The organism is Pseudomonas sp. FW305-7 (assembly GCF_058786735.1).
On the sequence record NZ_JBYSZA010000007.1, the window covers coordinates 133,475 to 156,805 of the forward strand.

At 59.8% G+C, this 23,331-nt stretch carries 15 protein-coding genes; 4 read left to right on the plus strand and 11 right to left on the minus strand.

The genetic code is table 11. The features are described from left to right. Nucleotides 1–22: 22 nt before the first annotated feature. From AC3WMT_RS11730 to glnE, 11 genes are all read right to left on the minus strand, one after another. Nucleotides 23–931: a glycosyltransferase family 2 protein gene (locus AC3WMT_RS11730; protein WP_103304620.1), complete on the minus strand. Its 909-nt coding sequence runs from the start codon at nucleotides 929–931 to the stop codon at nucleotides 23–25. After that, nucleotides 924–2,678 carry a carbamoyltransferase family protein gene (locus tag AC3WMT_RS11735; protein ID WP_103304619.1) on the minus strand — a complete coding sequence of 585 codons (1,755 nt, stop codon included), beginning with the start codon at nucleotides 2,676–2,678 and terminating at the stop codon, nucleotides 924–926. Before AC3WMT_RS11735 ends, AC3WMT_RS11730 begins: the two co-directional genes overlap by 8 nt. 172 nt (nucleotides 2,679–2,850) lie before the next feature. Then, on the minus strand, nucleotides 2,851–3,186 hold the full coding sequence (locus tag AC3WMT_RS11740) for a YceK/YidQ family lipoprotein (protein ID WP_103304618.1): 336 nt from the start codon (nucleotides 3,184–3,186) through the stop codon (nucleotides 2,851–2,853). A gap of 226 nt (nucleotides 3,187–3,412) precedes the next feature. Further along, complete coding sequence (locus AC3WMT_RS11745; RefSeq protein ID WP_103304617.1) at nucleotides 3,413–4,864, minus strand: lipopolysaccharide kinase InaA family protein; 1,452 nt, start codon at nucleotides 4,862–4,864, stop codon at nucleotides 3,413–3,415. Continuing rightward, nucleotides 4,864–5,616 carry a lipopolysaccharide kinase InaA family protein gene (locus tag AC3WMT_RS11750; RefSeq protein ID WP_103304616.1) on the minus strand — a complete coding sequence of 251 codons (753 nt, stop codon included), beginning with the start codon at nucleotides 5,614–5,616 and terminating at the stop codon, nucleotides 4,864–4,866. The genes AC3WMT_RS11745 and AC3WMT_RS11750 overlap by 1 nt, the downstream gene beginning before the upstream one ends. Continuing rightward, complete coding sequence (locus AC3WMT_RS11755; protein WP_103304615.1) at nucleotides 5,613–6,347, minus strand: lipopolysaccharide kinase InaA family protein; 735 nt, start codon at nucleotides 6,345–6,347, stop codon at nucleotides 5,613–5,615. The genes AC3WMT_RS11750 and AC3WMT_RS11755 overlap by 4 nt, the downstream gene beginning before the upstream one ends. Next, nucleotides 6,347–7,153, minus strand: coding sequence for a lipopolysaccharide core heptose(I) kinase RfaP (gene rfaP, locus AC3WMT_RS11760; protein ID WP_103304614.1), 807 nt, complete (start codon nucleotides 7,151–7,153; stop codon nucleotides 6,347–6,349). Before rfaP ends, AC3WMT_RS11755 begins: the two co-directional genes overlap by 1 nt. Further along, nucleotides 7,153–8,274, minus strand: coding sequence for a glycosyltransferase family 4 protein (locus AC3WMT_RS11765; RefSeq protein ID WP_103304613.1), 1,122 nt, complete (start codon nucleotides 8,272–8,274; stop codon nucleotides 7,153–7,155). Before AC3WMT_RS11765 ends, rfaP begins: the two co-directional genes overlap by 1 nt. Next, nucleotides 8,274–9,335: a lipopolysaccharide heptosyltransferase I gene (waaC, locus tag AC3WMT_RS11770; RefSeq protein WP_103304612.1), complete on the minus strand. Its 1,062-nt coding sequence runs from the start codon at nucleotides 9,333–9,335 to the stop codon at nucleotides 8,274–8,276. Before waaC ends, AC3WMT_RS11765 begins: the two co-directional genes overlap by 1 nt. A gap of 1 nt (nucleotide 9,336) precedes the next feature. Then, nucleotides 9,337–10,371, minus strand: a complete 1,035-nt coding sequence (waaF, locus tag AC3WMT_RS11775) for a lipopolysaccharide heptosyltransferase II (RefSeq protein ID WP_103304611.1) — start codon at nucleotides 10,369–10,371, stop codon at nucleotides 9,337–9,339. 329 nt (nucleotides 10,372–10,700) lie between these two features. Next, nucleotides 10,701–13,640: a bifunctional [glutamate--ammonia ligase]-adenylyl-L-tyrosine phosphorylase/[glutamate--ammonia-ligase] adenylyltransferase gene (glnE, locus tag AC3WMT_RS11780; protein ID WP_103305384.1), complete on the minus strand. Its 2,940-nt coding sequence runs from the start codon at nucleotides 13,638–13,640 to the stop codon at nucleotides 10,701–10,703. Between the two features lie 384 nt (nucleotides 13,641–14,024). Between glnE and aceE the strand changes: the two genes are divergently transcribed. The 4 genes from aceE (at nucleotide 14,025) to AC3WMT_RS11800 (ending at nucleotide 23,274) form a co-directional block, all read left to right on the plus strand. Continuing rightward, nucleotides 14,025–16,670, plus strand: a complete 2,646-nt coding sequence (gene aceE / locus AC3WMT_RS11785) for a pyruvate dehydrogenase (acetyl-transferring), homodimeric type (RefSeq protein WP_103305385.1) — start codon at nucleotides 14,025–14,027, stop codon at nucleotides 16,668–16,670. 11 nt (nucleotides 16,671–16,681) lie between these two features. After that, the gene (gene aceF / locus AC3WMT_RS11790; RefSeq protein ID WP_103305386.1) at nucleotides 16,682–18,655 is read left to right on the plus strand and encodes a dihydrolipoyllysine-residue acetyltransferase; all 1,974 of its coding nucleotides are present in this window, start codon (nucleotides 16,682–16,684) and stop codon (nucleotides 18,653–18,655) included. Between the two features lie 281 nt (nucleotides 18,656–18,936). Then, the gene (locus tag AC3WMT_RS11795) at nucleotides 18,937–20,334 is read left to right on the plus strand and encodes an alkaline phosphatase D family protein (RefSeq protein WP_103305387.1); all 1,398 of its coding nucleotides are present in this window, start codon (nucleotides 18,937–18,939) and stop codon (nucleotides 20,332–20,334) included. Between the two features lie 243 nt (nucleotides 20,335–20,577). Beyond that, entirely contained in the window at nucleotides 20,578–23,274 is a 2,697-nt protein-coding gene (locus tag AC3WMT_RS11800; protein ID WP_103305388.1) for a putative bifunctional diguanylate cyclase/phosphodiesterase, read from the plus strand. The last annotated feature ends 57 nt before the right edge of the window (nucleotides 23,275–23,331 follow it).

Below are 23,331 nucleotides of genomic sequence, written 5' to 3' on the forward strand. Positions count from 1 at the left end.
CGCACATGTGTTCGCGAACCGCTTACCGAAACAACAACCGCAAAGCCTTACGAGTGTAGGACCAGCGCGAAAACGTGCGCCAGTCGGCACGCAACGCCTGAAAATAGAAGCCCTTGGCCAACGCGTATTCACCATGTGAATAGCAATCGCGAAACAGCGACAGGCAGCGCTGCGCCAGAAATGCCTGACGTAAATCCTGCATCTCTGCCGGCAGGCGCCGACTTGAAAACACTTCGCTGACCACCTGCTCCGTGCCAGCGGCAAGACTTTGGCGCAGATCATGACGCATGCTGTCGGCATGTTTGTAGATCAATGCCATAGGCTGATCGAGAACGGTGCAAGGGAAACGCGCCAGCACCTGGGCAAACACTGGCAGGTCCTCGACGTTGCGCAGATGCTCCGGGTAATTACCCGGAGCGAATACAGCGCGATGCATCGCGCACGCACCATTGGAAATCGATACAGTCTTGTCCAGCAGGTAACCCTGTAAACGCTGACGGGGAGTCGAAGGCAACGGCTTGGCTGCCTGCAAGCTGCGCCTGCCGTCAGCGAACACTGACCAGTGGGCACCGATGACCATCAGGCTTTGAGGGTTGCTGGCAATGTGTTGCGACAGCGCAGCCAAAGCGCCGGGGGCCATTTCGTCATCGGAATCCAGGAAAACCAGGTATTGCCCGGTCGTCTCTTCAAGCCCCCGATTTCGCACTGAAGACAGCCCGCCATTGCTTTTGCGCAACGCGCGAAAACGCCCGCCATGTTTGAGAAGAAGTTTCTCTACTACTTCAGGCGTTTCGTCCGTCGACCCATCGTCGATGACTAACAGATCCGTCGTCGCATCATCCAGCTGCGCCAATACCGACTCCACTGCACGAGGCAGGGTCCGCGCATAGTTGTAAGCGGGAATCACGACGCTGATCAGTGTTTCAGTCAAGTCCGTATCCTTTAACACCCTCTTTTACGACCAGAATATCTTCCATGATCAAGTATTCCAGATCGGAGCCGAAAAACATGTTCAGCGCGTCAGTCGGCGAGCAGATCATCGGTTCTCCACGACGGTTGAGCGAGGTGTTCAGCGACACGCCGTTGCCGGTCAGGTTTTCCAGCGCTTTCATCATGTCGTAGTAACGCGGATTGTATTCGCGCTTGAGCACCTGCGCCCGGGAAGTGCCATCTTCGTGGACGACTTCCGGCACACGGGTTTTCCACTCTTCCGCCACTTCGAACGTGAAGGTCATGAAAGGAGCCGGGTGATCGATCTTGATCATCTGTGGCGCGACGGTATCGAGCATCGACGGGCAGAAAGGCCTCCAGCGCTCGCGGAACTTGATCTGGTGGTTGATACGATCAGCCACGCCGGCCACGCTAGGGCAGCCAATGATCGAACGGCCGCCCAATGCGCGCGGACCGAATTCCATGCGACCCTGGAACCAGGCCACCGGATTGCCTTCAACCATGATTTTGGCGATCTGTTCCGGCATGTTGTCGAGCTTGCGCCAGGCAGGCTTGTTCTCGTGACGAGCGCACGCGGCGATCACGTCTTCGTTGCTGTACGACGGGCCGAGGTAGACGTGTTCCATCTTCTCGACCGGCACGCCACGGGCATGAGACACATAGGCTGCCGCGCCAACCGCAGTACCGGCATCGCCGGACGCCGGCTGCACGAAAAGCTCCTTGATGTCGTCACGGGCGATGATTTTCTGGTTGAGCTTGACGTTCAACGCACAGCCACCGGCGAACGCCAGTTTGCCGGTTTCCTTGAGCACGTCGCCCAGGTAGTGATCGATCATCTGCAGCGCCAGTTTCTCGAACAGCGCTTGCATGCTGGCGGCATAGTGGATGTACGGTTCGTCAGCAATATCGCCTTCACGCTTCGGACCAAGCCACTCGATCAGCTTCGGCGAGAAGTAGAAACCCTTGCCCTTCTCTTTATAGCGGCGCAGGCCGATCACGTTGGCGTAATCGGTGTTGATCACCAGCTCGCCGTTCTCGAACGAGGCCAGACGCGAGAAATCGTATTTGCTGGCATCGCCATACGGCGCCATGCCCATGACCTTGAACTCGCCGTCGAGCATCTCGAAACCGAGGAACTCGGTGATCGCGCCATACAGGCCGCCGAGGGAGTCAGGATCGAAGAATTCCTTGATCTTGTGGATCTTGCCGTTCTCGCCATAACCGAAAAAGGTCGTGGCGTACTCGCCCTTGCCGTCGATACCGAGGATCGCGGTTTTCTCTTTGAAACCGGAGCAGTGGTAAGCGCTGGAAGCGTGGGCCAGATGGTGTTCGACCGGTTCGATCTTGATTTTTTTCGGATCGAAACCCAGTTGCTCCAGGCACCAGACGATCTTGTTGCGATAGCGTTTGTAGCGACGGTTGCCCATCAGGATCGCATCGAGCGCGCGATCCGGGGCATACCAGTAACGCTTGGCATAGTGCCAACGGGCCTTGCCGAACAGACTGATCGGAGCGAACGGGATCGCTACCACGTCAACGTCGGACGGTTTGATACCGGCCTGCTCAAGACAGAACTTCGCCGACTCGTAGGGCATGCGGTTTTTTGCATGCTTATCGCGTACGAAGCGCTCTTCTTCGGCCGCCGCCACCAGCTTGCCGTCGATGTACAAGGCTGCTGATGGATCATGGCTAAGGGCGCCGGACAGGCCAAGAATCGTCAATGCCACAGGGGTCTAGCCTCTTTAGTCTGCGTGCAGGCGCGATGCGCCTTGAAAATTGATGTGCCCTCGCAAAGGGCGAGGAACAGCTAAAGGGCGGGATTATAGCGTAAACATGCGGGGAATTACCCTGTGCGAATTGCCCCAGGTTGAATGGATCGGATAAACCCTGCCTGTGGGTTCAATAACCGCCCGTGCGCCAGTAGATACCGAGATTACCGTCAGTCGCCTGACGATAAATGGTGTAGGGCAGCACAACCGTATCGGCCACTCCGGACAATGGCAGATCCAGCAAGACGAATGGCGCGAGAAAGCCACTTGGATCGGGCGGTGCGTTCAACACGCAGAAATCGTAGGCCAGACCGCTGTAAACGCGCGGAATGGATTGGCAGTAGGTTTTTTGTTTGCGCATGTCCCGGGCGACATCGGCATCATCCTGCAATACAGTCAGGACACTGCCGCAGCCTGATAAACCCCATGAAAAAGCGCCCAACATCACAGCCTTTTTGATCATCAAAATTTGCCCTCCATTGTCGTCAGGCAAACTAGCATCGGGGCTGAAGCGGGCACAGGTCATGGCTTCTGATGAAGCTGTAGGACCATTCAGAAAATATTGTCCCTCACTGAGCGAGGAACATTTTCGGTGGTTTTACAGATCTCTTCGCGAGCAAGCCCGCTCCCACAGGAGGAATGCATTCCAAGGGTGGGAGCGGGCTTGCTTGCGAAAGGGTCGAAGAGCCGATTCAGCCGGCGCTGGAGATATCTTTAGGCAAACGCTGATCGATGACCTGATACAACGCACTACTCGCCGGCCAGTTACGCATGAAACGCGCCCGATCCCGCGCATAGGCACCAGCAAAGGTGTTCACCGAGCCGTGCTGGCACATCGAATCGAGATCGATCAGCGCCCAGCGGTCGTTCTGCCAGAACAGGTTATGGCCCTTGAAGTCGCCATGACTGATGCGCTCGGCAATCAACCGGGCAAACAATTGATCCAGCGCCTGCAACTCCGCTTCCGGAGCATCACCACTTTCAACATACGGCGCAAAGCGCTCGATGATGTCCGGCCCCGGCAGGAACTCGGTGACCAGATATGCACGGCTGCGCAGCCACAAAAAGCGCTTTTCCAGCACCGCCAGCGGCTTGGGCGTGGCGATGCCGAGAAACGCCAGGCGATTGCCCTCACGCCACGAATGCCAGGCACGACTCGGGCGCCAGAAACGCTTGAGCCAATGGGCGAAGCCCTTGATGTTATAGCGCTTGATCACCAGCGCGCGCCCCTCCACGTCGACCTTGCCGACGCTCGCAGCGCCGCCGGTCTTGTAGAGATGCCCCTTGTCCAGCAACTGATCGGCCTGTTCCAGCACCGGCAGCATTGCCGCCTCTTCCTCGCGACGGATCGCGCGCAAACCAAAGGCTCCCCGCCGAACGCTGAACAGCGTGCATTCGCGACCGACCTTGATCAGGTAATCCTTCAGACGCCAGCGGCGAACCTTGTCGATCTGTTTCTGCAAGGCTTCCAGTGGCAGCGCGTGCTCGCTGTTGCTCAGCAGGTAATACACCAGCAGTTCTTCGGTGAACGGTTCAAGCGCCTTGGGCAACTGGGCGAAAAACACACCGAGATTTTCCAGGACTTTCTGCCGCGACAACGGCTGTCCGGCGGTTTCCACACAGATGCCCGCGCCGTCGATCAAATACAACTGCCCGCCGTGACGCAGCAGATTGTCCAGGTGCAGGTCCTCCTGCCAAAGCCCTTTACCGTGCAACCGGCCAATCGCACCCAGCGCCTCGGCCAGCACCGCGGATTGCTCATCCGCCAACATCGGCAGCGCCTCGACTTTCGTCCAGGCGTCGCCGAGGCTTTCAGCACCCTCAAGAAAATCGAACAGCAGCCAGCCGCCCTCAGCGTTCTTCAGGCCATCAGCCAGCAGCAACGGTGTCGTCAGGCCTTGAGCAGCCAGCAAGCGCACGCCTTCCAGCTCTCGCTGAAAGTGCCGGGCCGCCTTGCTGCCGACCAGCAACTTGGCCAGCACCGGACGCCCACGCCAGACGCCAGCGCCGACGTAGCGTTGCCCCGGCAAAACACGCAACAGACTCAGCAACTGCAAGTCCGCGGTGCCGGCCGCATCGGCCAGCGTTATTGTCAGCGGCAGTTGCGGGGTGCGCCCGGCAGCGGCCAGCTCGGACAATTGCATCAGCGGGTCTCCTTGTGACTACGGCGCGCGGTCAGCCGGGCGAGCCAACTGTCGAGCAGCGAGCTGTCGGTCGGCTGGTCGAGATACGCCGCCAGCAATTCGCGCAACTGCGCCTCGCTCCACTCCGGGGCACGGCGTTGCAGCGGCTCCAGATCCTTGATCCGGTCACGCATGCCGAATAGCAGTGGCCGGGTTTTTTCCAGGTCGATCAATTGCGCCTGGTACCCGTTGCCACTGGCTTGCAGAAAAATGTGTTTTGGATAGAAACAACCGTGCACCTGACGCACGCCGTGCAGATGCCGCGCCAGCAGCCCGCAGGCCTTCAGAATCGCCGATTGCTGTGCAGTAGCAAGCTGAGCCCAGCGCGCCAACAACGACTCCAGATCGCTCCAGCCGTCGAGGGCGCGCGTCAGCAGAATTGCCCGGACTTCGCCATCGACTTTGCGCTGACCAAAAAACGCCGCTTGCAGCGCGGGAATGCCGAGCTTGCGATAGCGGCTGATATTGCGAAATTCACGGGCAAAGCTTGGCTCGCCAAACGGCGCGTGCAAGGTGCGGGTCAGGTAATTGCTCTGGCGCTTGAGGTAGAAACCCTGGCCCTCCAGATCCAGACGAAAGACGCTGCTCCAGCCGCCACGGGCGGTATTGGGTTCGTCCACCGCCTCAAGCTGTTTGGCCCACAGCGCGTCAAAAGTGCCCAGACCGTGACGCTCAAGCAGCGCACGGTCCTCTTCGGCCAGAAAATCAGTCATTCACGTCCCTCGAAAAATCTCACCACGTGCCGAATCCGTTTCTTGTCGGCCGTATTCAGCCGATCGCACTGGCGGTATTGCTTATAGAAACGCAGGCGCTGGGTATTGGACAGGTGATATTTGGCGAGCTTGTCGAGACAGGCCAGATCCTTGGTGATCCGATACTTGAGCCAGAAGCCGCGCCAGAACTCGCCGTTGGGGCAATCGATGAGAAATACGCGCGCCTGATCGTCGATCAGCAGGTTGCGCCATTTCAAATCGTTATGGGTAAAACGGTGATCATGCATCGTTCGGGTATAACCCGCCAACTGCCGGCTGATGCCATCGACCCAGGCGCGATCCTTGAGCCTCGGATCCTTGCGCTCGGCGAAGGCCGCAAGGTCTTCGGTATGCGGCAGTTCACGGGTAATCATCGCCCCACGGTCGTACGCCGCGCCGCGTCGCTCCAGGCCCCAGGCCACCACTTCAGCGGTGGGAATGCCCCATTTGGCGAAGCGTTTGAGGTTTTGCCATTCCATCTTCACTCGTGGCTTGCCGAGGTAACGGCGCAAGCCCTTGCCGGCACCGACGTAGCGCTTGACGTAATAGTTGACGCCGTTGCGTTGCACGCGAATGACTTCGGACAACGGATCGCGGGTCAGCCGCTCGCCTTGCAGGGCGAATACGGCCTGAAGGCTGCCGAAGTCTTCGGCAAGATCGCTGTACTGCGGCTCAAGAGTCCAACCCGCCATCAGAGCGCATCCCCGTAACGCTGCTTGCGCGCGTAGAGCTTGTTGGCCTTGCCTTCCAGCCAGTTCAGCAGCGGTGCTTCTTCCGCCAGAATCTGGCGCAGCGGTTGCTGGAAATAGCCTTTGAGGAAACGCAATTTGTCGCGGCGGGTCAGGCCGATGTCCAAAGCGGAAAAGTACAGGGCGGCCAGATCCTTGTTGCGCCAGCGCTGAGTGATCTTTGCGCGGGTCTGGGCACGGTGCAGGTCGATCACCGAGAGCTTGAAGTCTTGCGGGGTGATCGGCTTGTCGGTGTGCAGCAGAAAGTGGCAGATGTAGCAGTCGCGGTGGTTGACCCCGGCGCGGTGCATCATGCCGGTCATGCGCGCCACTTCGGCGATCAGCGCACGTTTGAGTCTTGGCTCTGGCGGCTGCTTGACCCAGTCGATACTGAAGTCTTCGAGGCTGAGGGTCGGCGCCAGTTCTTCGGTAACGATGAACGAATGCTGATCCGCCGGGTTGCTGCCCTTTTCGCCATACGCCACGGCGGTCATGGTCGGCACGCCGACTTCCTGCAACCGCTGGATCGCTTTCCATTCCTGACCCGCGCCCAGCACCGGCAGCTTGGCGGTCAGCAGGTTCTTGAAGATTTCGCCCCAGCCAATGCCACGGTGAATCTTCACGAAGAAACCGTTGCCATCGACTTCCGTGCGCAGCGTCCGGCGGGCTTCCAGCTCGCGGTAAACCTCGCCCTGCAAGCCTTCGACCTCGGCGAACGGGTCCCGTCCGGCCCAAAGGCTCTTGAACGGTTCAGCCAGCATCAACTTCATTAAGCGCGCTCCGCCAGAATCACATCGGCCGCGTGCTGCGGCATGCTGTAAAGGTCGGCCGTCTCGGCGAAGGCCAGACCGTTGCGGCTCCAGGCCGCGCGTGCAGCGTCGTCGTTCAACATATCGGTCAGGTATTGCGTCAGTTGCGCCTGGTCGAACGGCTCGTCCAGTACTCGCCCGGCATCCGCCTCGGCAATGTAATGGGCGTAGCCGCAGACGGCGCTGACCAGCACCGGAAGCCCGGCGACCAGCGCTTCGAGCAGCACTGTACCGGTATTTTCGTTGTAGGCCGGGTGGATCAACAGGTCGGCGCCGAGCAGGAACCGCGGAATATCACTGCGGCCCTTGAGGAACGTCACGTTGTCGCCCAACCCCAAAGTCGCGCTCTGCATCTGGAACAATTTGGGGTCATCCTGGCCGATTACAAACAGCCGGGTGCGTTTCTTCAGTTCCGCCGGCAATGCGGCCAGCGCTTTCAGGCTGCGATCGACGCCTTTGGTCTTGAACCCGGAGCCGATCTGTACCAGCAACAGGTCATCGTCCTTGAGGTTGAATTCGGCGCGAAATCCGGCGCGAATTTCATCGGCATCCGCTGGGCGGCGACGATCCTGGGCAATGCCCGGCGGCAGCAGGTGGAAGCGCTCCAGCGGCGTGTCGTAATGCTTGATGAACAGCGGCTGCTGCACTTCGGAAATCATCAGCACTTCGGTTTTCGCGTCTTTGGCGAACACCGCGCGTTCGTATTCGGCGAAGTGGCGATAGCGGCCCCAGCGACGGTACAGCGAATGGCGCAGGTTTTGCGCCTTGTCTTCGAAGCAGCCGTCGGCGGCGTAATAGACATCCAGCCCGGGCATCTTGTTGAAACCGATCAGCCGGTCCACCGGACGCTTGGCCAGGTCCGCTTCCATCCACGCAGTGAGTTTCTCGTTACGACGATGGTTGAAAAACGCCTTGACCGGCGCCACCAGCACTTCGAAACCGGGCGGCACGTCGCCTTCCCAGATCAGCGTGTAGACGCGGATCTGGTGGCCGCGCTTCTGGCATTCGAGGGCGATGCGCATGAAGTCGCGCTGCAAGCCACCGAACGGGAAATATTTGTACAGGACGAATGCCAATTGCATCAGCGCAGCTCCTCAGCCATTAACAACGTGCTCAGTCGGCTGGCGACACGCTCGGGATTCAGACGCGTGAAGCACAGAGGCTGCTCGCGTTTCAGGTCAAACTGACGGGCATCCTGCGCGGTCGGTTGATAGGTACATTTCTTTTGCAGGCACGGCGCGCACGGAAAATCGCTGGCCAGGTGAATCTGCAATTTGCCGTAGGCGCCGGTAAGGCCCGGGTTGGTCGGGCCGAACAGCGATATGGTCGGCACGTCCAGCGCCGCGGCCAAATGGCCAAGACCCGTGTCTACCGCCACACAGGCTTGCGCCCCTGCGAGCACTTTGCCGACACCGGCCAGATTCAGTTTCGGCAAGACTTCGGCGTGCTTGAAACCGGCGGCGATCCGCTCGGCACGGGCCTTCTCCAGCGGATTGCCCCACGGCAATTTGACACCGACGCCGAGATAACCGACCCGCTCGGTCAGTTCGCGCCAGTAGCTTTCCGGCCAGTGCTTGGTGTCCCACGTCGTGCCATGCAGGAACACCACAAAGGCGTTCTTGCGCGGCAGTTCGACCAGACGCTCGACGTTAAGGCCGTAGTCGCCCAAGCCTTTGGGCAAGTCGTAACCCAGCGCAATGGCGAACAACTGCCGCACGCGCTCGACCGCGTGCTGACCACGGGCCACGGCCAGTTTGCGGTCGTAGAAACGCGCCGCCATCGGCTCGCGGGCCGAACCTTTGTCGAGGCCGGCTACCGGCGCTTTGACGTAACGGGTCAACCAGGCACTTTTGAGCAGGCCCTGGGCGTCGATCACCAAATCATATTTCTGCGCGCGAACCGATTGCTTGAAGCGTTTCCACTCGCCGCTCTTGATCGTCTGCCAGATATTTTTGCGCCAGCGCCGGATCGCCACCGGAATCACTTTGCCAACGGCCGGGTGCCAGGTCGGAATCTCGGCAAAGCCTTCTTCCACCACCCAGTCGAACTTGATCCCGGGGATTGCCCGGGCCGCGTCGGTCAGCGCCGGCAACGCGTGAATCACGTCGCCCAGCGATGAAGTCTTGATCAGCAATACCCGCAACTTAATGAACCTCGACCACGGAGCCCTGCAATTTCTGCAAGGCATCGTTGACCGCGTCCGGCATCAGCTGGCGCAGGCAGTTGTAATGGCCGAAACGGCAGGTACGGTCGAAACACGGACTGCAATCGAGGCCCAGGCGCACGACTTCGACGTGTTCGGCCAACGGTGGCGTGAAGCCCGGTGAAGTCGAGCCGTAAACCGCCACCAGCGGGCGGTTCAGGGCAGCAGCGACGTGCATCAGGCCGGAGTCGTTGGAGACGACGGAGTCGGCGCAGGACATCAGGTCGATGGCTTCGGCCAACGAGGTGCCGCCGCTGAGGTTGACCGACTCTTCACGCAGGCCGGGAATCAGCCGCGCGCGGATGTCTTCGCCCACGGCGTGATCGTTCTTCGAACCGAACAGCCACACCTGCCAGCCTTCGCGGATCCGCGCTTCGGCGACTTTGGCGTAATGCTCGGACGGCCAGCGCTTGGATTCACCGAACTCGGCGCCGGGGCACAGGGCCAACACCGGGCGGTCGAGGGTCAGGCCGAACTTGGCCAGCGCCGCTTCGCGGGTGACCGGGTCGATTTGCAGGCTCGGGCGCGGATAGGGTTTCGGCAGCTCGGCGTTCGGCTCGTAAGCCAGGGCCATGAACCGCTCGATCATCAACGGATAGCGTTCTTTGTCGAGGGTGCGCACGTCATTGAGCAAGCCGTAGCGGAATTCGCCACGCCAGCCCGTGCGTTTCGGGATGCCGGCGAAGAACGGCACCAGCGCTGACTTCAGCGAGTTCGGCAACAGGATCGCCTGGTCGTACTGGCCGCGCAGGGATTTGCCGATGCGTCGACGGGTCGCCAGCTCCAGCGCGCCGTGGCCGAGCGGAAAGCTCAAGGCCATGCGCACTTCAGGCATGCGCTCAAGGATCGGCCGGCTCCACTCGGGGGCCAGCACGTCGATTTCGCATTGCGGGTGGCGTTGCTTGAGACACTGAAACAGTGTCTGCGCCATCACCATGTCACCGACCCAACTGGGCCCAACGATCAGAATATTCATGTGGTTTCCAAAAACGAACCGGGGAGGCATTTACGCCTCCCCGCCTCGAGAATTCTACAAACACTGTAGATCTACTGTGGGAGCGAGACTGCTCGCGATGGGGTCTTCACATTCAACATTATTGTCGTCTGATACTCCGCTATCGCGGGCAAGCCCGCTCCCACAGGGTTTTGCATTCCTTCACACATCTGCATTTCAACGCAGATCACTGTGGGAGCGGGCTTGCCCGCGATGAGGCCATCACATTCGATAGTGATGGTGGCTGACACTCCGTCATCGCGGGCAAGCCCGCTCCCACATGGGCCATCAGGTGTTTCAAATATCCGGTTTCAGCTTAGCCCCAACTCTTTCCAGATCCGTAAAACCTGCCGGCGTTCGTCGGCAAACTGGTCGCCTGCAATCACCCCGGCATCCTTCTGCAAGGCCTGCCGGTGGGCGGCGGAGCGGTAGGCTTTATAGGCCTCACGCAACAGACTGGCATCTTCGGCAGGCATCAGCCCTTCGTGTTCCAGCTCTTCCAGAATGCGGATGTTATCGGTCCAGCGCAGCAATGGCGGGTGGCTTTGCGACCACGCCAGGGCCGCGTATTGCACCATAAATTCAATATCGACGATACCTCCGGCGTCCTGCTTGAGATCGAACGGCGCCGTGGCGTCGAAGGCATTTGCCGCCGTACCGGCCGCGGTGCTCTTGCTGCCGAGGTTGTCGCGCATCTTAGCGCGCATCTCGCTGACTTCCTGTTGCAGCTTGGCAAGGTCCCGCGCCTTGCCCAATACCTGAGCACGGACTTTCTCGAAGGCCTGACCGACATCCTGACTACCGACCAGCACCCGTGCCCGCACCAGCGCCTGATGCTCCCACGTCCAGGCTTCATTTTCCTGATAGCGGGCAAACGCGCCGAGGGAACTGACCAGCAGCCCGGAGGCACCGGACGGCCGCAGGCGCATGTCCACTTCATAGAGCTGGCCGGAGTTGGTCTGTGCGGTCAGCAAGTGAATGATCCGCTGGCCCAGCCGGGTGAAGAACTGCGCACCATCAATCGGTTTCGGCCCGTCGGTTTCCGCCTGTGGATCACCGTCATGGATAAACACCAGATCCAGATCCGAACCATGCCCCAACTCGATCCCGCCGACTTTGCCGTAACCGACAATAATGAAACCGGGATCGCACAAAGTGCCGTCAGTGCGCAGCGGCGTACCGTACTTGGCCACGGTCTGGCGCCAGGCCAGGGCCAGCACCTGTTCGAGAATCGCCTCGGCCAGCCAGGTCAGGTAATCGCTGACTTTCATCAACGGCAGACTGCCAGCAATTTCCGAGGCGGCGACACGCAAGCGGTGCGCCAGTTTGAAATGGCGCAAGGCTTCCATTTGTTGTTCGAGGTCGTCCTCGGGAATCCGCGTCAGGCGCTCACGTAATTCGGCGGCGAGTTCCGGCGCCAGCGGCGGCTTGAACAGACGCCCTTCGTTGAGCAGTTCGTCAAGCAGCAGCGGGAAACGGGTGATCTGTTCAGCAATCCACGGGCTCGCCGCGCACAGTGTCAGCAAACGGCGCAATGCACCGGGGTTTTCTGTCAACAAAACCAAATAAGCCGAACGGCGGGCCACCGCCTCAACCAACGGCAGCACTCGCTCAAGGACCAGATCCGGGTTGTCGTGCTCGACCGCTTGCGCCAGCAGGCGCGGGATAAATGCATCGAGACGCTCACGGCCCAAACGCTGCATCGCCCGCAACTGCGGACTGTTGCGCAAGCCGGCCAGTGCTTTCAGCGCCTTGGGCGCGTCGGCGAAACCGCCCTCTTCCAGCTGCCGGCACGCAGCCTCTTCATCCTGCGCTTCTTCCCACAACGGCAGCCATTCACCGCCGACCACCACTTCGCTTTCGGTGCCTTCGTCCTCATCGGGATCGGCGATCACCTGTGCAAAGTGCCAGGCCACGCGGCCGCGCCAGAACATGAGTTTTTCGTGGAAAGCTTGCCAGTCAGCGAAACCGAGCATGAAGGCGATGCGCGCCTGATCCTGAGCGCCATCCGGGAGCATCTGGGTCTGGCGGTCGGCGATGGCCTGAATCGCGTGTTCGGTGTAACGCAGAAACTCGTAGCCTTCGCGCAATTCGCTGATCACCGCCGGCGGCAGATAACCCTGCCCTTCCAGCGTGCTCAATACCTTTAATAGAGGACGCTGCTGCAAGCTCAAGTCGCGCCCGCCGTGGATCAGCTGAAAAGCCTGGGCAATAAACTCGACTTCACGGATACCGCCCGAGCCGAGTTTGATGTTGTCGGCCATGCCTTTACGGCGGACTTCCTGCTGGATCAGCTGCTTCATGGTGCGCAGCGCTTCGATGGCCGAGAAGTCCAGATAACGCCGATAAACAAACGGGCGCAGCATCTCCTGCAATTGCGCGCCAGCCTGCTGATCGCCGGCCACCACCCGCGACTTGATCATCGCGTAGCGCTCCCAGTCACGACCCTGATCCTGGTAATACTGCTCCAGCGCATTGAAGCTCAGCACCAGCGCGCCGGACGAACCGTACGGGCGCAGGCGCATGTCGACGCGAAACACAAAGCCGTCGACGGTTATCGGATCGAGGGCCTTGATCAGGCGTTGACCGAGCCGGATGAAGAATTCCTGGTTATCCAGCGCGCGTTTCACGCCGACGGTTTCGCCGCCCTCGGGGTAGGCGAAGATCAGGTCGATGTCGGAAGACAGGTTCAACTCGACCGCGCCAAGCTTGCCCATGCCGAGAACAACCATTTGCTGCGGCAGACCGCTGCGTCGGCCAGTCGGTGTGCCGAACTGCTGGCAATGGCGGCTGTACAGCCATTGATAGGCTTGATCGATGGTCGCGTCGGCCATGTCCGAGAGGTCGCGGCAGGTCTGCACCAGATCGGCCTGGCGGGTCAGGTCGCGCCAGATGATGCGCACTTGGTGCCGGGTGCGTTGACGGCGTAGCACGCGACCGAGTTCATCTTCGCTCTCGGCGGCGTTCACCACAGCGGCAATCTGCGCGCAGAGTTCACCCGGTGCAAACGGTCGGTCGAGCTCTCCGGACTGCACCAGCGACAGCAACATCAAAGGGTCACGAACGCTCTGTTCAATGACAAACTCGCTGGCCGCAGTAACGCGGGCGAATTGCGCCCAGCGCTCTGGCGTCCAGGTGGAGAAGCCGTGATCGTCCTCAAGCGAGGCGACGGCCGTACGGAACGACTGCTCGGATCGGCTGACCAACGGCAGGAGAATGGCGGGCAGTTCGGCAAGCACGGGCAGGGTCATGGTCTATCCTTGATCGGCGTGTAAAGGGCCGCTTGTAGTGAATGATGAAAACCCGCTACGTGAAGGACTGTCGAACAAAAGTTAGAAATAGCTGAAATTTCTTCTTCTTTGGCACCCAGCATCAAACTTTCACCTTTTTCGGATGGTAATCGACCAACCTTAACGATTATTCTCACAACGCAGTCAGAGGCCACAAGCCTTTCATCTGTAGTTTTACTACTCGTCTATACATTCGAAAGGCTGAAATGCCCGAAGATTTGTAGTAAAACTACACGCCGCCGGAACAACCTGTCGGCAATCCAAGAATTTTAAATCGTCTGCCCACAAGGCCAGTCGCAAACTCAGGCAACCGATTCTGGAAGCCTTTCCGCCCTGGAGCAAGCCATGCAAGACCTCGATCCCGTCGAAACCCAGGAATGGCTGGACGCCCTGGAATCGGTTCTCGACAAAGAAGGCGAAGACCGTGCTCACTATCTGATGACCCGTATGGGTGAACTGGCGACCCGCAGCGGCTCGCAACTCCCTTACGCCATCACCACGCCTTACCGCAACACCATCCCGGTAACCCACGAAGCACGCATGCCTGGCGACCTGTTCATGGAACGCCGCATTCGCTCGTTGGTACGCTGGAACGCGATGGCCATGGTAATGCGTACGAACCTGAAAGATTCTGACCTGGGTGGTCACATCTCCAGCTTCGCTTCCAGTGCGACCCTGTATGACATCGGCTTCAACTACTTCTTCCAGGCCCCGACCGACGAACACGGCGGCGACCTGATCTACTTCCAGGGCCACACCTCGCCAGGCGTTTACGCCCGTGCGTTCATGGAAGGCCGCATCACCGAAGACCAAATGAACAACTTCCGCCAGGAAGTCGACGGTCAGGGCCTGTCGTCCTACCCGCACCCTTGGCTGATGCCTGACTTCTGGCAATTCCCGACCGTATCGATGGGTCTGGGTCCGATCCAGGCGATCTACCAGGCGCGCTTCATGAAGTACCTGGAACACCGCGGTTTCATCCAGCCGGGCAAACAGAAAGTCTGGTGCTTCCTGGGCGACGGCGAGTGCGACGAGCCGGAATCCCTGGGCGCCATCTCCCTGGCCGGCCGCGAGAAGCTGGACAACCTGATCTTCGTCATCAACTGCAACCTGCAGCGCCTCGACGGCCCGGTTCGCGGCAACGGCAAGATCATCCAGGAACTCGAAGGCGTGTTCCGCGGTGCACAGTGGAACGTGACCAAAGTCATCTGGGGCCGTTTCTGGGACCCACTGCTGGCCAAGGACGTCGACGGCATCCTGCAACGTCGTATGGACGAAGTCATCGACGGCGAGTATCAGAACTACAAAGCCAAAGACGGCGCGTTCGTGCGTGAACACTTCTTCAACACGCCTGAACTCAAGGCAATGGTTGCTGATCTGTCCGACGACGAGATCTGGAAACTCAACCGTGGCGGCCACGACCCGTACAAGGTCTACGCGGCGTACCACGAAGCGGTCAACCACAAAGAACAACCGACCGTCATCCTCGCCAAGACCATCAAAGGTTATGGCACCGGTGCCGGCGAAGCGAAAAACACCGCGCACAACACCAAGAAGGTTGATGTTGAAAGCCTGAAGCTGTTCCGTGATCGTTTCGACATTCCGGTCAAGGACGAAGAGCTGGAGAACCTGCCGTTCTTCAAGCCAGAGCCAAACAGCGCCGAAGCCCGCTACCTCAGCGAGCGCCGCACTGCACTGGGCGGTTTCGTACCTCAGCGGCGCGCGCAGAGCTTCAGCGTACCGACCCCGGATCTGGACACCCTCAAAGCCATCCTCGATGGCTCGGGCGACCGTGAAATTTCCACCACCATGGCGTTCGTGCGGATCCTCGCGCAACTGGTCAAGGACAAGGAAATCGGCCCGCGCATCGTTCCGATCATCCCGGACGAAGCCCGTACCTTCGGTATGGAAGGCATGTTCCGTCAGCTGGGCATCTACTCCTCCGTCGGCCAGCTCTACGAGCCAGTCGATAAAGACCAAGTGATGTTCTACAAGGAAGACCAGAAAGGTCAGATCCTTGAAGAAGGCATCAACGAAGCAGGCGCCATGAGCTCGTTCATCGCTGCCGGTACTTCGTACTCCAGCCACAACCAGCCAATGCTGCCGTTCTACATCTTCTACTCGATGTTCGGCTTCCAGCGTATCGGTGACCTGGCCTGGGCTGCCGGCGACAGCCGTACCCGTGGCTTCCTGATCGGCGGCACCGCCGGCCGCACCACCCTGAACGGTGAAGGTCTGCAACACGAAGACGGTCACAGCCACCTGCTGGCCGCGACCATCCCGAACTGCCGCACCTACGATCCAACCTACGGCTACGAGCTGGCGGTGATCATTCAGGACGGCATGAAGAAGATGACCGAAGAGCAACAGGACATCTTCTACTACATCACCGTGATGAACGAGTCGTACCAGCAGCCAGCCATGCCGGCCGGTGCCGAAGAAGGCATCAAGAAAGGCATGTACCTGCTCGAAGAAGACACCCGCGATGCGGCGCACCACGTTCAGCTGATGGGCTCCGGCACCATCCTGCGTGAAGTCCGTGAAGCGGCGAAGATCCTGCGTGAAGAGTTCAACGTCGGCGCCGACGTGTGGAGCGTCACCAGCTTCAACGAACTGCGTCGCGACGGCCTGGCCGTAGAGCGTAGCAACCGTCTGAAGCCTGGCCAGAAGCCTAAGCTGAGCTACGTCGAAGAGTGCCTGAACGGCCGTAAAGGTCCGGTCATTGCCTCTACCGACTACATGAAGCTGTTCGCCGAGCAGATCCGTCAGTGGGTACCGTCCAAGGAATTCAAAGTCCTGGGCACCGACGGTTTCGGCCGCAGCGACAGCCGCAAGAAACTGCGTCATTTCTTCGAAGTCGACCGTCATTTCGTGGTGTTGGCAGCCCTGGAAGCACTGGCTGACCGTGGTGATATCGAACCTAAAGTCGTGGCCGAGGCCATCGTCAAGTTCGGTATCGACCAGGAAAAACGCAACCCACTGGACTGCTGAGGAGACATTTTGTGAGCGAACTCATTCGCGTACCTGACATCGGCAGCGGTGAAGGTGAAGTAATTGAACTGTTTGTGAAGGTCGGCGACCGTATCGAAGCCGACCAGAGCATCCTGACCCTGGAATCGGACAAGGCCAGCATGGAAGTGCCGGCCCCGAAAGCCGGCGTCATCAAAAGCCTGAAAGTTAAGCTGGGCGACCGTCTGAAAGAAGGCGACGAACTGCTGGAGCTGGAAGTCGAGGGCGCCGCTGAAACGGCCCCTGCTCCGGCTGCTGCTCCTGCCGCCAAGGCTGAAGCTGCACCGGCTGCCGCTCCTGCACCGGCTGCGCCAGCCGCAGCTCCTGCTGCCGCTTCGGTTCAGCAAGTGCACGTGCCGGACATCGGTTCGTCGGGCAAGGCACAGATCATCGAGATCCAGGTCAAGGTCGGCGATAAAGTCGAGGCTGATCAATCGTTGATCACCCTGGAATCCGACAAGGCCAGCATGGAAATCCCGTCGCCTGCCGCTGGCGTGGTCAAGGCCATCAGCGTCAAGCTCAACGACGAAGTCGGCACTGGCGACCTGATTCTGGACCTGGAAGTCGCGGGTGCTGCGGCCCCTGCTGCGGCCGCTCCGGCTCAGGCTGCTGCACCGGCTGCTGCCGCTGCGCCTGCTCCTGCCGCTGCGCCTGCTCCTGCCGCTGCGCCTGCTCCAGTTGCCGACAGCGTCCAGGACATCCACGTCCCGGACATCGGTTCGGCCGGCAAGGCCAAGATCATCGAAGTGTTGGTCAAGGCTGGCGACACCGTCGAAGCCGACCAGTCGCTGATCACCCTGGAATCCGACAAGGCAAGCATGGAAATCCCATCGCCTGCCGCTGGCGTGGTGGAAAGCGTTTCCATCAAGCTGGATGACGAAGTCGGTACCGGCGACCTGATCCTCAAGCTGAAAGTCAAAGGCGCGGCCCCTGCTGCTGCGGCGGCTCCAGCTGCCGCTACTGCACCGAGCGCTCCAGCGCCAGCCGCTGCTGCTCCGGCTGCCGCACCTGCTGCCGCTCCGGTTGCTGCTCCGGCCAAGCCAGGCGCGAAAGTTCACGCCGGCCCGGCCGTGCGTCAACTGGCCCGTGAGTTCGGCGTCGAGCTGAACGCTGTCGGCGCCAGCGGCCCGCACGGTCGTATCTTGAAAGAAGACGTGCAGACTTACGTCAAAGCGATGATGCAGAAGGCCAAGGAAGCACCGGCCGCTGCTGCTGGCGCAACCGGTGGCGCGGGCATCCCGCCGATCCCGGTCGTCGATTTCAGCCGTTTCGGCGAAATCGAAGAAGTGCCGATGACTCGCCTGATGCAGATCGGCGCGTCGAGCCTGCACCGTAGCTGGCTGAACATCCCGCACGTGACTCAGTTCGATTCGGCTGATATCACCGAGCTGGAAGCGTTCCGCGTCGCGCAGAAAGCCGTTGCCGAGAAGGCTGGCGTCAAGCTGACCATCCTGCCGCTGCTGCTCAAGTCCTGCGCGCACATGCTCAAGGAACTGCCGGACTTCAACAGTTCGCTGGCGCCAAGCGGCAAGGCGATCATTCGCAAGAAGTACGTCAACATCGGCTTCGCCGTCGACACTCCGGATGGCCTGCTGGTACCGGTCATCAAGAACGTCGACCAGAAGAGTCTGTTGCAACTGGCAGCCGAAGCCGCTGCGCTGGCCGCCAAGGCCCGCGACAAGAAGCTTACTGCTGACGACATGCAAGGCGCGTGCTTCACCATTTCCAGCCTCGGCCACATTGGCGGCACCGGCTTCACGCCGATCGTCAACGCGCCGGAAGTGGCGATCCTCGGTGTTTCCAAGGCAACCATCCAGCCAGTCTGGGACGGCAAAGCCTTCCAGCCGAAACTGATGCTGCCGCTGTCGCTGTCCTACGATCACCGTGTGATCAACGGCGCCGCTGCCGCCCGCTTCACCCAGCGTCTGGGCAGCCTGCTGGCGGACATCCGTACCATCCTGCTGTAATCCCAAGTGGCCCTCCGGCAACGGAGGGCCGCTTGTGTTTCACGTTTTCGAGCGCCACACGCTCGTACCTCAACCCCGTCAATTGACGGGGCTTTTTTTTGTCCGAAATAAACCCGCCTTAGTATTTTTCCTACAAGTTGCGCTGACATCAGCCACGACCGAAGTCAACTTCGCGCCGACTTTTTTACTCGCCATGCAACTAACCTTGGTACAACAAAGTTAATCAATCGAACTTTGCATGAATGACTTACTTACGCAGCACCCAATCGAATGGATTCGACATGTTAAAACCGACTATCGGCCCGATCATTGGCCACGTTACAACTAATCACGCACGCATCTTTATTCGCGGCAACAGTCAAAACAACGCCCCGGTATTTGGCGGGATACGCTATCGCATTAGCGGAACACAACAATGGTCAAAAGCCATCTTCGCCAAACTGAGCGAGTTGCGCGACATGTCTGAAGTGCTTGTACTTAATAATTTGAGCACGGACACCGAGTATGAATATCAGGCCGGCTGGTTCAGCCCGATGAGCCCGGTACACACCACGGACTCTGTCGCCGAGTTGCCGCTGCAATGGCCACGGGAGATTTACCGCCTACGCACTCGTTCCAGCAAAGCCATGCAGGCCCGGGCCTACATTGTCGGATCTTGCCGCTACTTGCGCATGACCGCCGGCGTTGCATCGTTGCCGCACTTGGGCGACCGGATCTTTGCTTCCATCAGTCAATTGATTGAAGGCGCACAACCAGCAATCAGCGCAACACTCATGACCGGCGATCAAATCTATGTCGACGATCTCAATCTGATTGCACCGGATCGCGAATACAAAGACATACTCAGTAAATACCGCGCGGCCTTTTCCCAACCGCACATTAAACATTTGATGTCCGGCACTTCGACTTACATGATTCTCGATGATCACGAAATAGAAGATAACTGGCCAGCCAATGCCGGAAAGTCCGATGGCGAGTTATACCGTAATGCCATGGCGGCCTATGAGTTGTATCAAGTCAGTCACAGTCCGGCACATGAACTGACAGATAACGGGCAAGTCAACCGTTCGAAACTTGAGCACTACTGGTATCAGTTCAGCGACGGTGATATCGAATGGTTTGTCACCGACAGCCGCACCCGACGCAACTTGTCGGCCGATGATCGACGCATCCTTGATGAGGCGCAGGAACAGGCGTTACTCAACTGGCTGATCAACAGTCCGGCACGGGTGAAGTTCGTGGTCACCAGCGTGATGTTCTACCCGGACCGCAAAGTGCTGGGCGACGATGCCTGGAAGGCCTTCCCGGAACAGCGTCTACGCCTTCTTGAAACAATCCGCACTCGACGCATCAAGAACGTCGTGTTCATTTCGGGTGATGTGCATGGTTCGTTGACGTCGCGCCTGACCCACAGCGAAGCAGCGGACTTCGAAGTGCACACCATCGTCTCCTCGCCTCTGTGCAACAGCAAGTTGCTGCCATACGCCAAGGCGTCCACGTTCATTCTTGACCAGCCGCTGGTGACGACGGCGGCGGGCGATTATCGGCATGAGTTGACCAGCACCGTGATCAGTGAGGACAACTTTGCCCATGTGGTGGTTGAGGCTGATCAAATTCTGGTCAATTACCATGATCGGGATGGGAAAAAGTTGCAGTCGATCGCCATAAAACTGCGCTGAGCCTTTATGAATCGCAGCCTTCGGCAGCTACCGTAAGCCCCGCAGGAACTGCCGCAGACTGCGATCTTTTGCTCTTTTCTGAACGACGCTGGAGAAATGCCCAACGCAGCCGACACATTCTTATAGCACTTGGCCTTCATCACTCTTGTCAGTCGGTGCCGCAATGATGCAACCTTGCCGCAGGCAACAGTAAAGAGGGCGAGAGCCCGGCGCGTTCAGCATATTTCCAAGCGAGTTCCCTTCATGAAGAGCCAACCCGATGCCGCCAGCCGTATGGCGGCCGAGGTAGTGACGCAGTTGCCTGTGCCCTCGCGGCTCGGCATGCTGCGTTTCGAGCGCCTGAATGAAGCCAGTTGGGCGATGCTGTTTCTCGATCCAAACTGCGAACGCCAGTTCGGTCAGCCGGCCGTCGAACTCTGTGCACTGGTCGGCTCGCCCTACGCCAGCCTGATGGAACCGGAAGCGCGTTACCAACTGCACGACACGATCCAGCAACAACTGCGTGACAGCCCGCATTATCTGGTGCGCTATGCCCTGCACACCGCCGCAGGCAAGCTGAACATCCTCGAATTGGGCGAAGCCTACAAACAGCACAATCGTCATCTGCTGCGCGGCTATCTACTGGCGGTCGATGATGTGTTCGACGAAGTGCCGCAGGTGCCCTGCGTCGACCTCGAAACCCAGAACTCGCGCCTGCAAATCGCCCTCGAACTCAACCAGCGCGCCCAGCAGGAACAACTGCAACACCTCGAACGCGTGCGCGCCCAGCAAGATCTGATTCTGCTGCTCGCCCGCCAGCGCTACAGCTCGCACAACTCGCTGCAAGAAGCCGCCGAACTGATCACCCGCTGCGCCTGCGATATCTATGAAATCGACTGCGCCAGCCTGTGGAACCTCGAAGGCCAGCAACTGGTGCCGATCTCGGCCTACCATCGCGCCACGCAGGAATACATCCTGCCGGACGTGATCGACGTCAGCGGCTTCCCCGACTACATGGAAGCACTGCACAGCAGCCGCGCCATCGACGCGCATAACGCGATGCGCGACCCGCGCACCCGCGAGATGGCCGAAGCCTTGCGCCCGCGTGACGTCAACGCGATGCTCGACGCCAGTATTCGCGTCGACGGCCAGGTAGTCGGTGTGTTGTGCCTGGAGCAGACCGGCGTGACCCGCGCCTGGCAATCCGACGAAATTGCCTTTGCCGGCGAACTGGCCGACCAGTTCGCGCAAGTCATCAACAACCATAACCGCCGCACCGCCACCAGCGCCCTGCACCTGTTCCAGCGTGCGGTCGAGCAAAGCGCCAACGCGTTTTTGCTGGTCAACTGCGACGGCGTGGTCGAGTACGTCAACCCAAGTTTCACGGCGATCACCCAGTACACCACCGAGGAAGTCCACGGCCAGCGTCTGTCCGAGCTGCCAGCGCTGGAAAACCTCAGCGAACTGCTGTTCGACGCGCCCTCGGCGCTGGCCAAAAGCAACAGTTGGCAGGGCGAATTCAAGAGCCGCCGCAAAAATCTCGAACCGTACTGGGGCCAGTTGTCGATCTCCAAGGTGTATGGCGACAACCGCGAGTTGACCCACTACATCGGCATCTACGAAGACATCACTCAGACCAAACTCGCGCAACAGCGCATCGAGCGTCTGGCGTACACCGACAACCTGACCAACCTCGGTAACCGGCCGGCGTTTATCCGCAATCTGGACGAACGCTTCGCCCGGGATAGCGATACCCCGATCAGCCTGCTGCTGGTGGACATCGACAACTTCAAGCGAATCAACGACAGCCTCGGCCACCAGACCGGCGACAAACTGCTGATCAGCCTCGCCCGGCGCCTGCGCAACAGCCTGAGCCCGAGCGGCAGCCTCGCGCGTTTCGCCAGTAACGAGTTCGCGGTGTTGCTCGACAACACCGACCTTGAGGCCGGCCAACAAATCGCCAGCCAGTTGCTGATGACCCTCGACAAGCCGATGTTTGTCGACAACCAGTTGATCAGCGTCACCGGTTCCGTGGGTTTGGCCTGCGCGCCGCTGCATGGCCGCGATCCGCAAACCCTGATGCGCAACGCCGGCCTCGCCTTGCACAAGGCCAAGGCCAACGGCAAACATCAGGTGCAGGTGTTCACCGAAGCGCTGAACGCCGAGGCCAGTTACAAACTGTTCGTCGAGAACAACCTGCGTCGCGCCCTGACCCAGAATGAGCTGGACGTGTTTTACCAGCCCAAGCTGTGCCTGCGCAGTGGTCGCTTGCTGGGTATGGAAGCGCTGTTGCGCTGGAATCACCCGGAGCGCGGTATGATCCGCCCGGATCAGTTCATCAGCGTCGCCGAAGAAACCGGGCTGATCATTCCGATCGGCAAGTGGATCGCCCGTCAGGCCTGCCGCATGAGCAAGGCGCTGACCGCCGCCGGCATGGGCAATCTGCAAGTGGCGATCAATCTGTCGCCCAAGCAGTTCTCCGATCCGGACCTGGTCGCGTCCATCGCCAATATCCTCAAGGAAGAAGCGCTGCCAGCCAATCTGCTCGAACTGGAGCTGACTGAAGGCCTGCTGCTGGAAGCCACCGAAGACACGCACTTGCAGCTCGATCAGCTCAAGCGCCTGGGCCTGACCTTGGCCATGGACGACTTCGGTACCGGTTACTCATCGCTCAGCTATCTGAAGAAATTCCCGATCGACATCATCAAAATCGATCGCAGCTTCATCCACGAAATCCCGGACAACCAGGACGACATGGAAATCACCTCCGCCGTGATTGCCATGGCTCACAACCTCAAGCTCAAGGTCGTGGCCGAAGGCATCGAGACGGCTGAACAACTGGCCTTCCTGCGCCGCCACCGTTGCGACGTCGGCCAGGGTTACCTGTTTGACCGGCCGATTCCCGGCGCCGAGCTGATCCAGGCCCTGAAGCGCTACCCGCGCGGCCCGCTCTGCCTCTAAAACACCGCAGATTCCTTGTAGGAGTGAGCCTGCTCGCGATAGCGGTGCGTGCGAGTA

Coding starts and splice junctions, on each gene's coding strand:
- AC3WMT_RS11745 (WP_103304617.1), bottom strand. CDS start 4,864: ATGCAATTGTCCGAGCTGGCCGCTGCCGGGCGCACCCCGCAACTGCCG.
- AC3WMT_RS11750 (WP_103304616.1), bottom strand. CDS start 5,616: ATGACTGATTTTCTGGCCGAAGAGGACCGTGCGCTGCTTGAGCGTCAC.
- rfaP (WP_103304614.1), bottom strand. CDS start 7,153: ATGAAGTTGATGCTGGCTGAACCGTTCAAGAGCCTTTGGGCCGGACGG.
- aceE (WP_103305385.1), top strand. CDS start 14,025: ATGCAAGACCTCGATCCCGTCGAAACCCAGGAATGGCTGGACGCCCTG.
- AC3WMT_RS11765 (WP_103304613.1), bottom strand. CDS start 8,274: ATGCAATTGGCATTCGTCCTGTACAAATATTTCCCGTTCGGTGGCTTG.
- AC3WMT_RS11800 (WP_103305388.1), top strand. CDS start 20,578: ATGAAGAGCCAACCCGATGCCGCCAGCCGTATGGCGGCCGAGGTAGTG.
- waaF (WP_103304611.1), bottom strand. CDS start 10,371: ATGAATATTCTGATCGTTGGGCCCAGTTGGGTCGGTGACATGGTGATG.
- AC3WMT_RS11755 (WP_103304615.1), bottom strand. CDS start 6,347: ATGGCGGGTTGGACTCTTGAGCCGCAGTACAGCGATCTTGCCGAAGAC.
- glnE (WP_103305384.1), bottom strand. CDS start 13,640: ATGACCCTGCCCGTGCTTGCCGAACTGCCCGCCATTCTCCTGCCGTTG.
- AC3WMT_RS11795 (WP_103305387.1), top strand. CDS start 18,937: ATGTTAAAACCGACTATCGGCCCGATCATTGGCCACGTTACAACTAAT.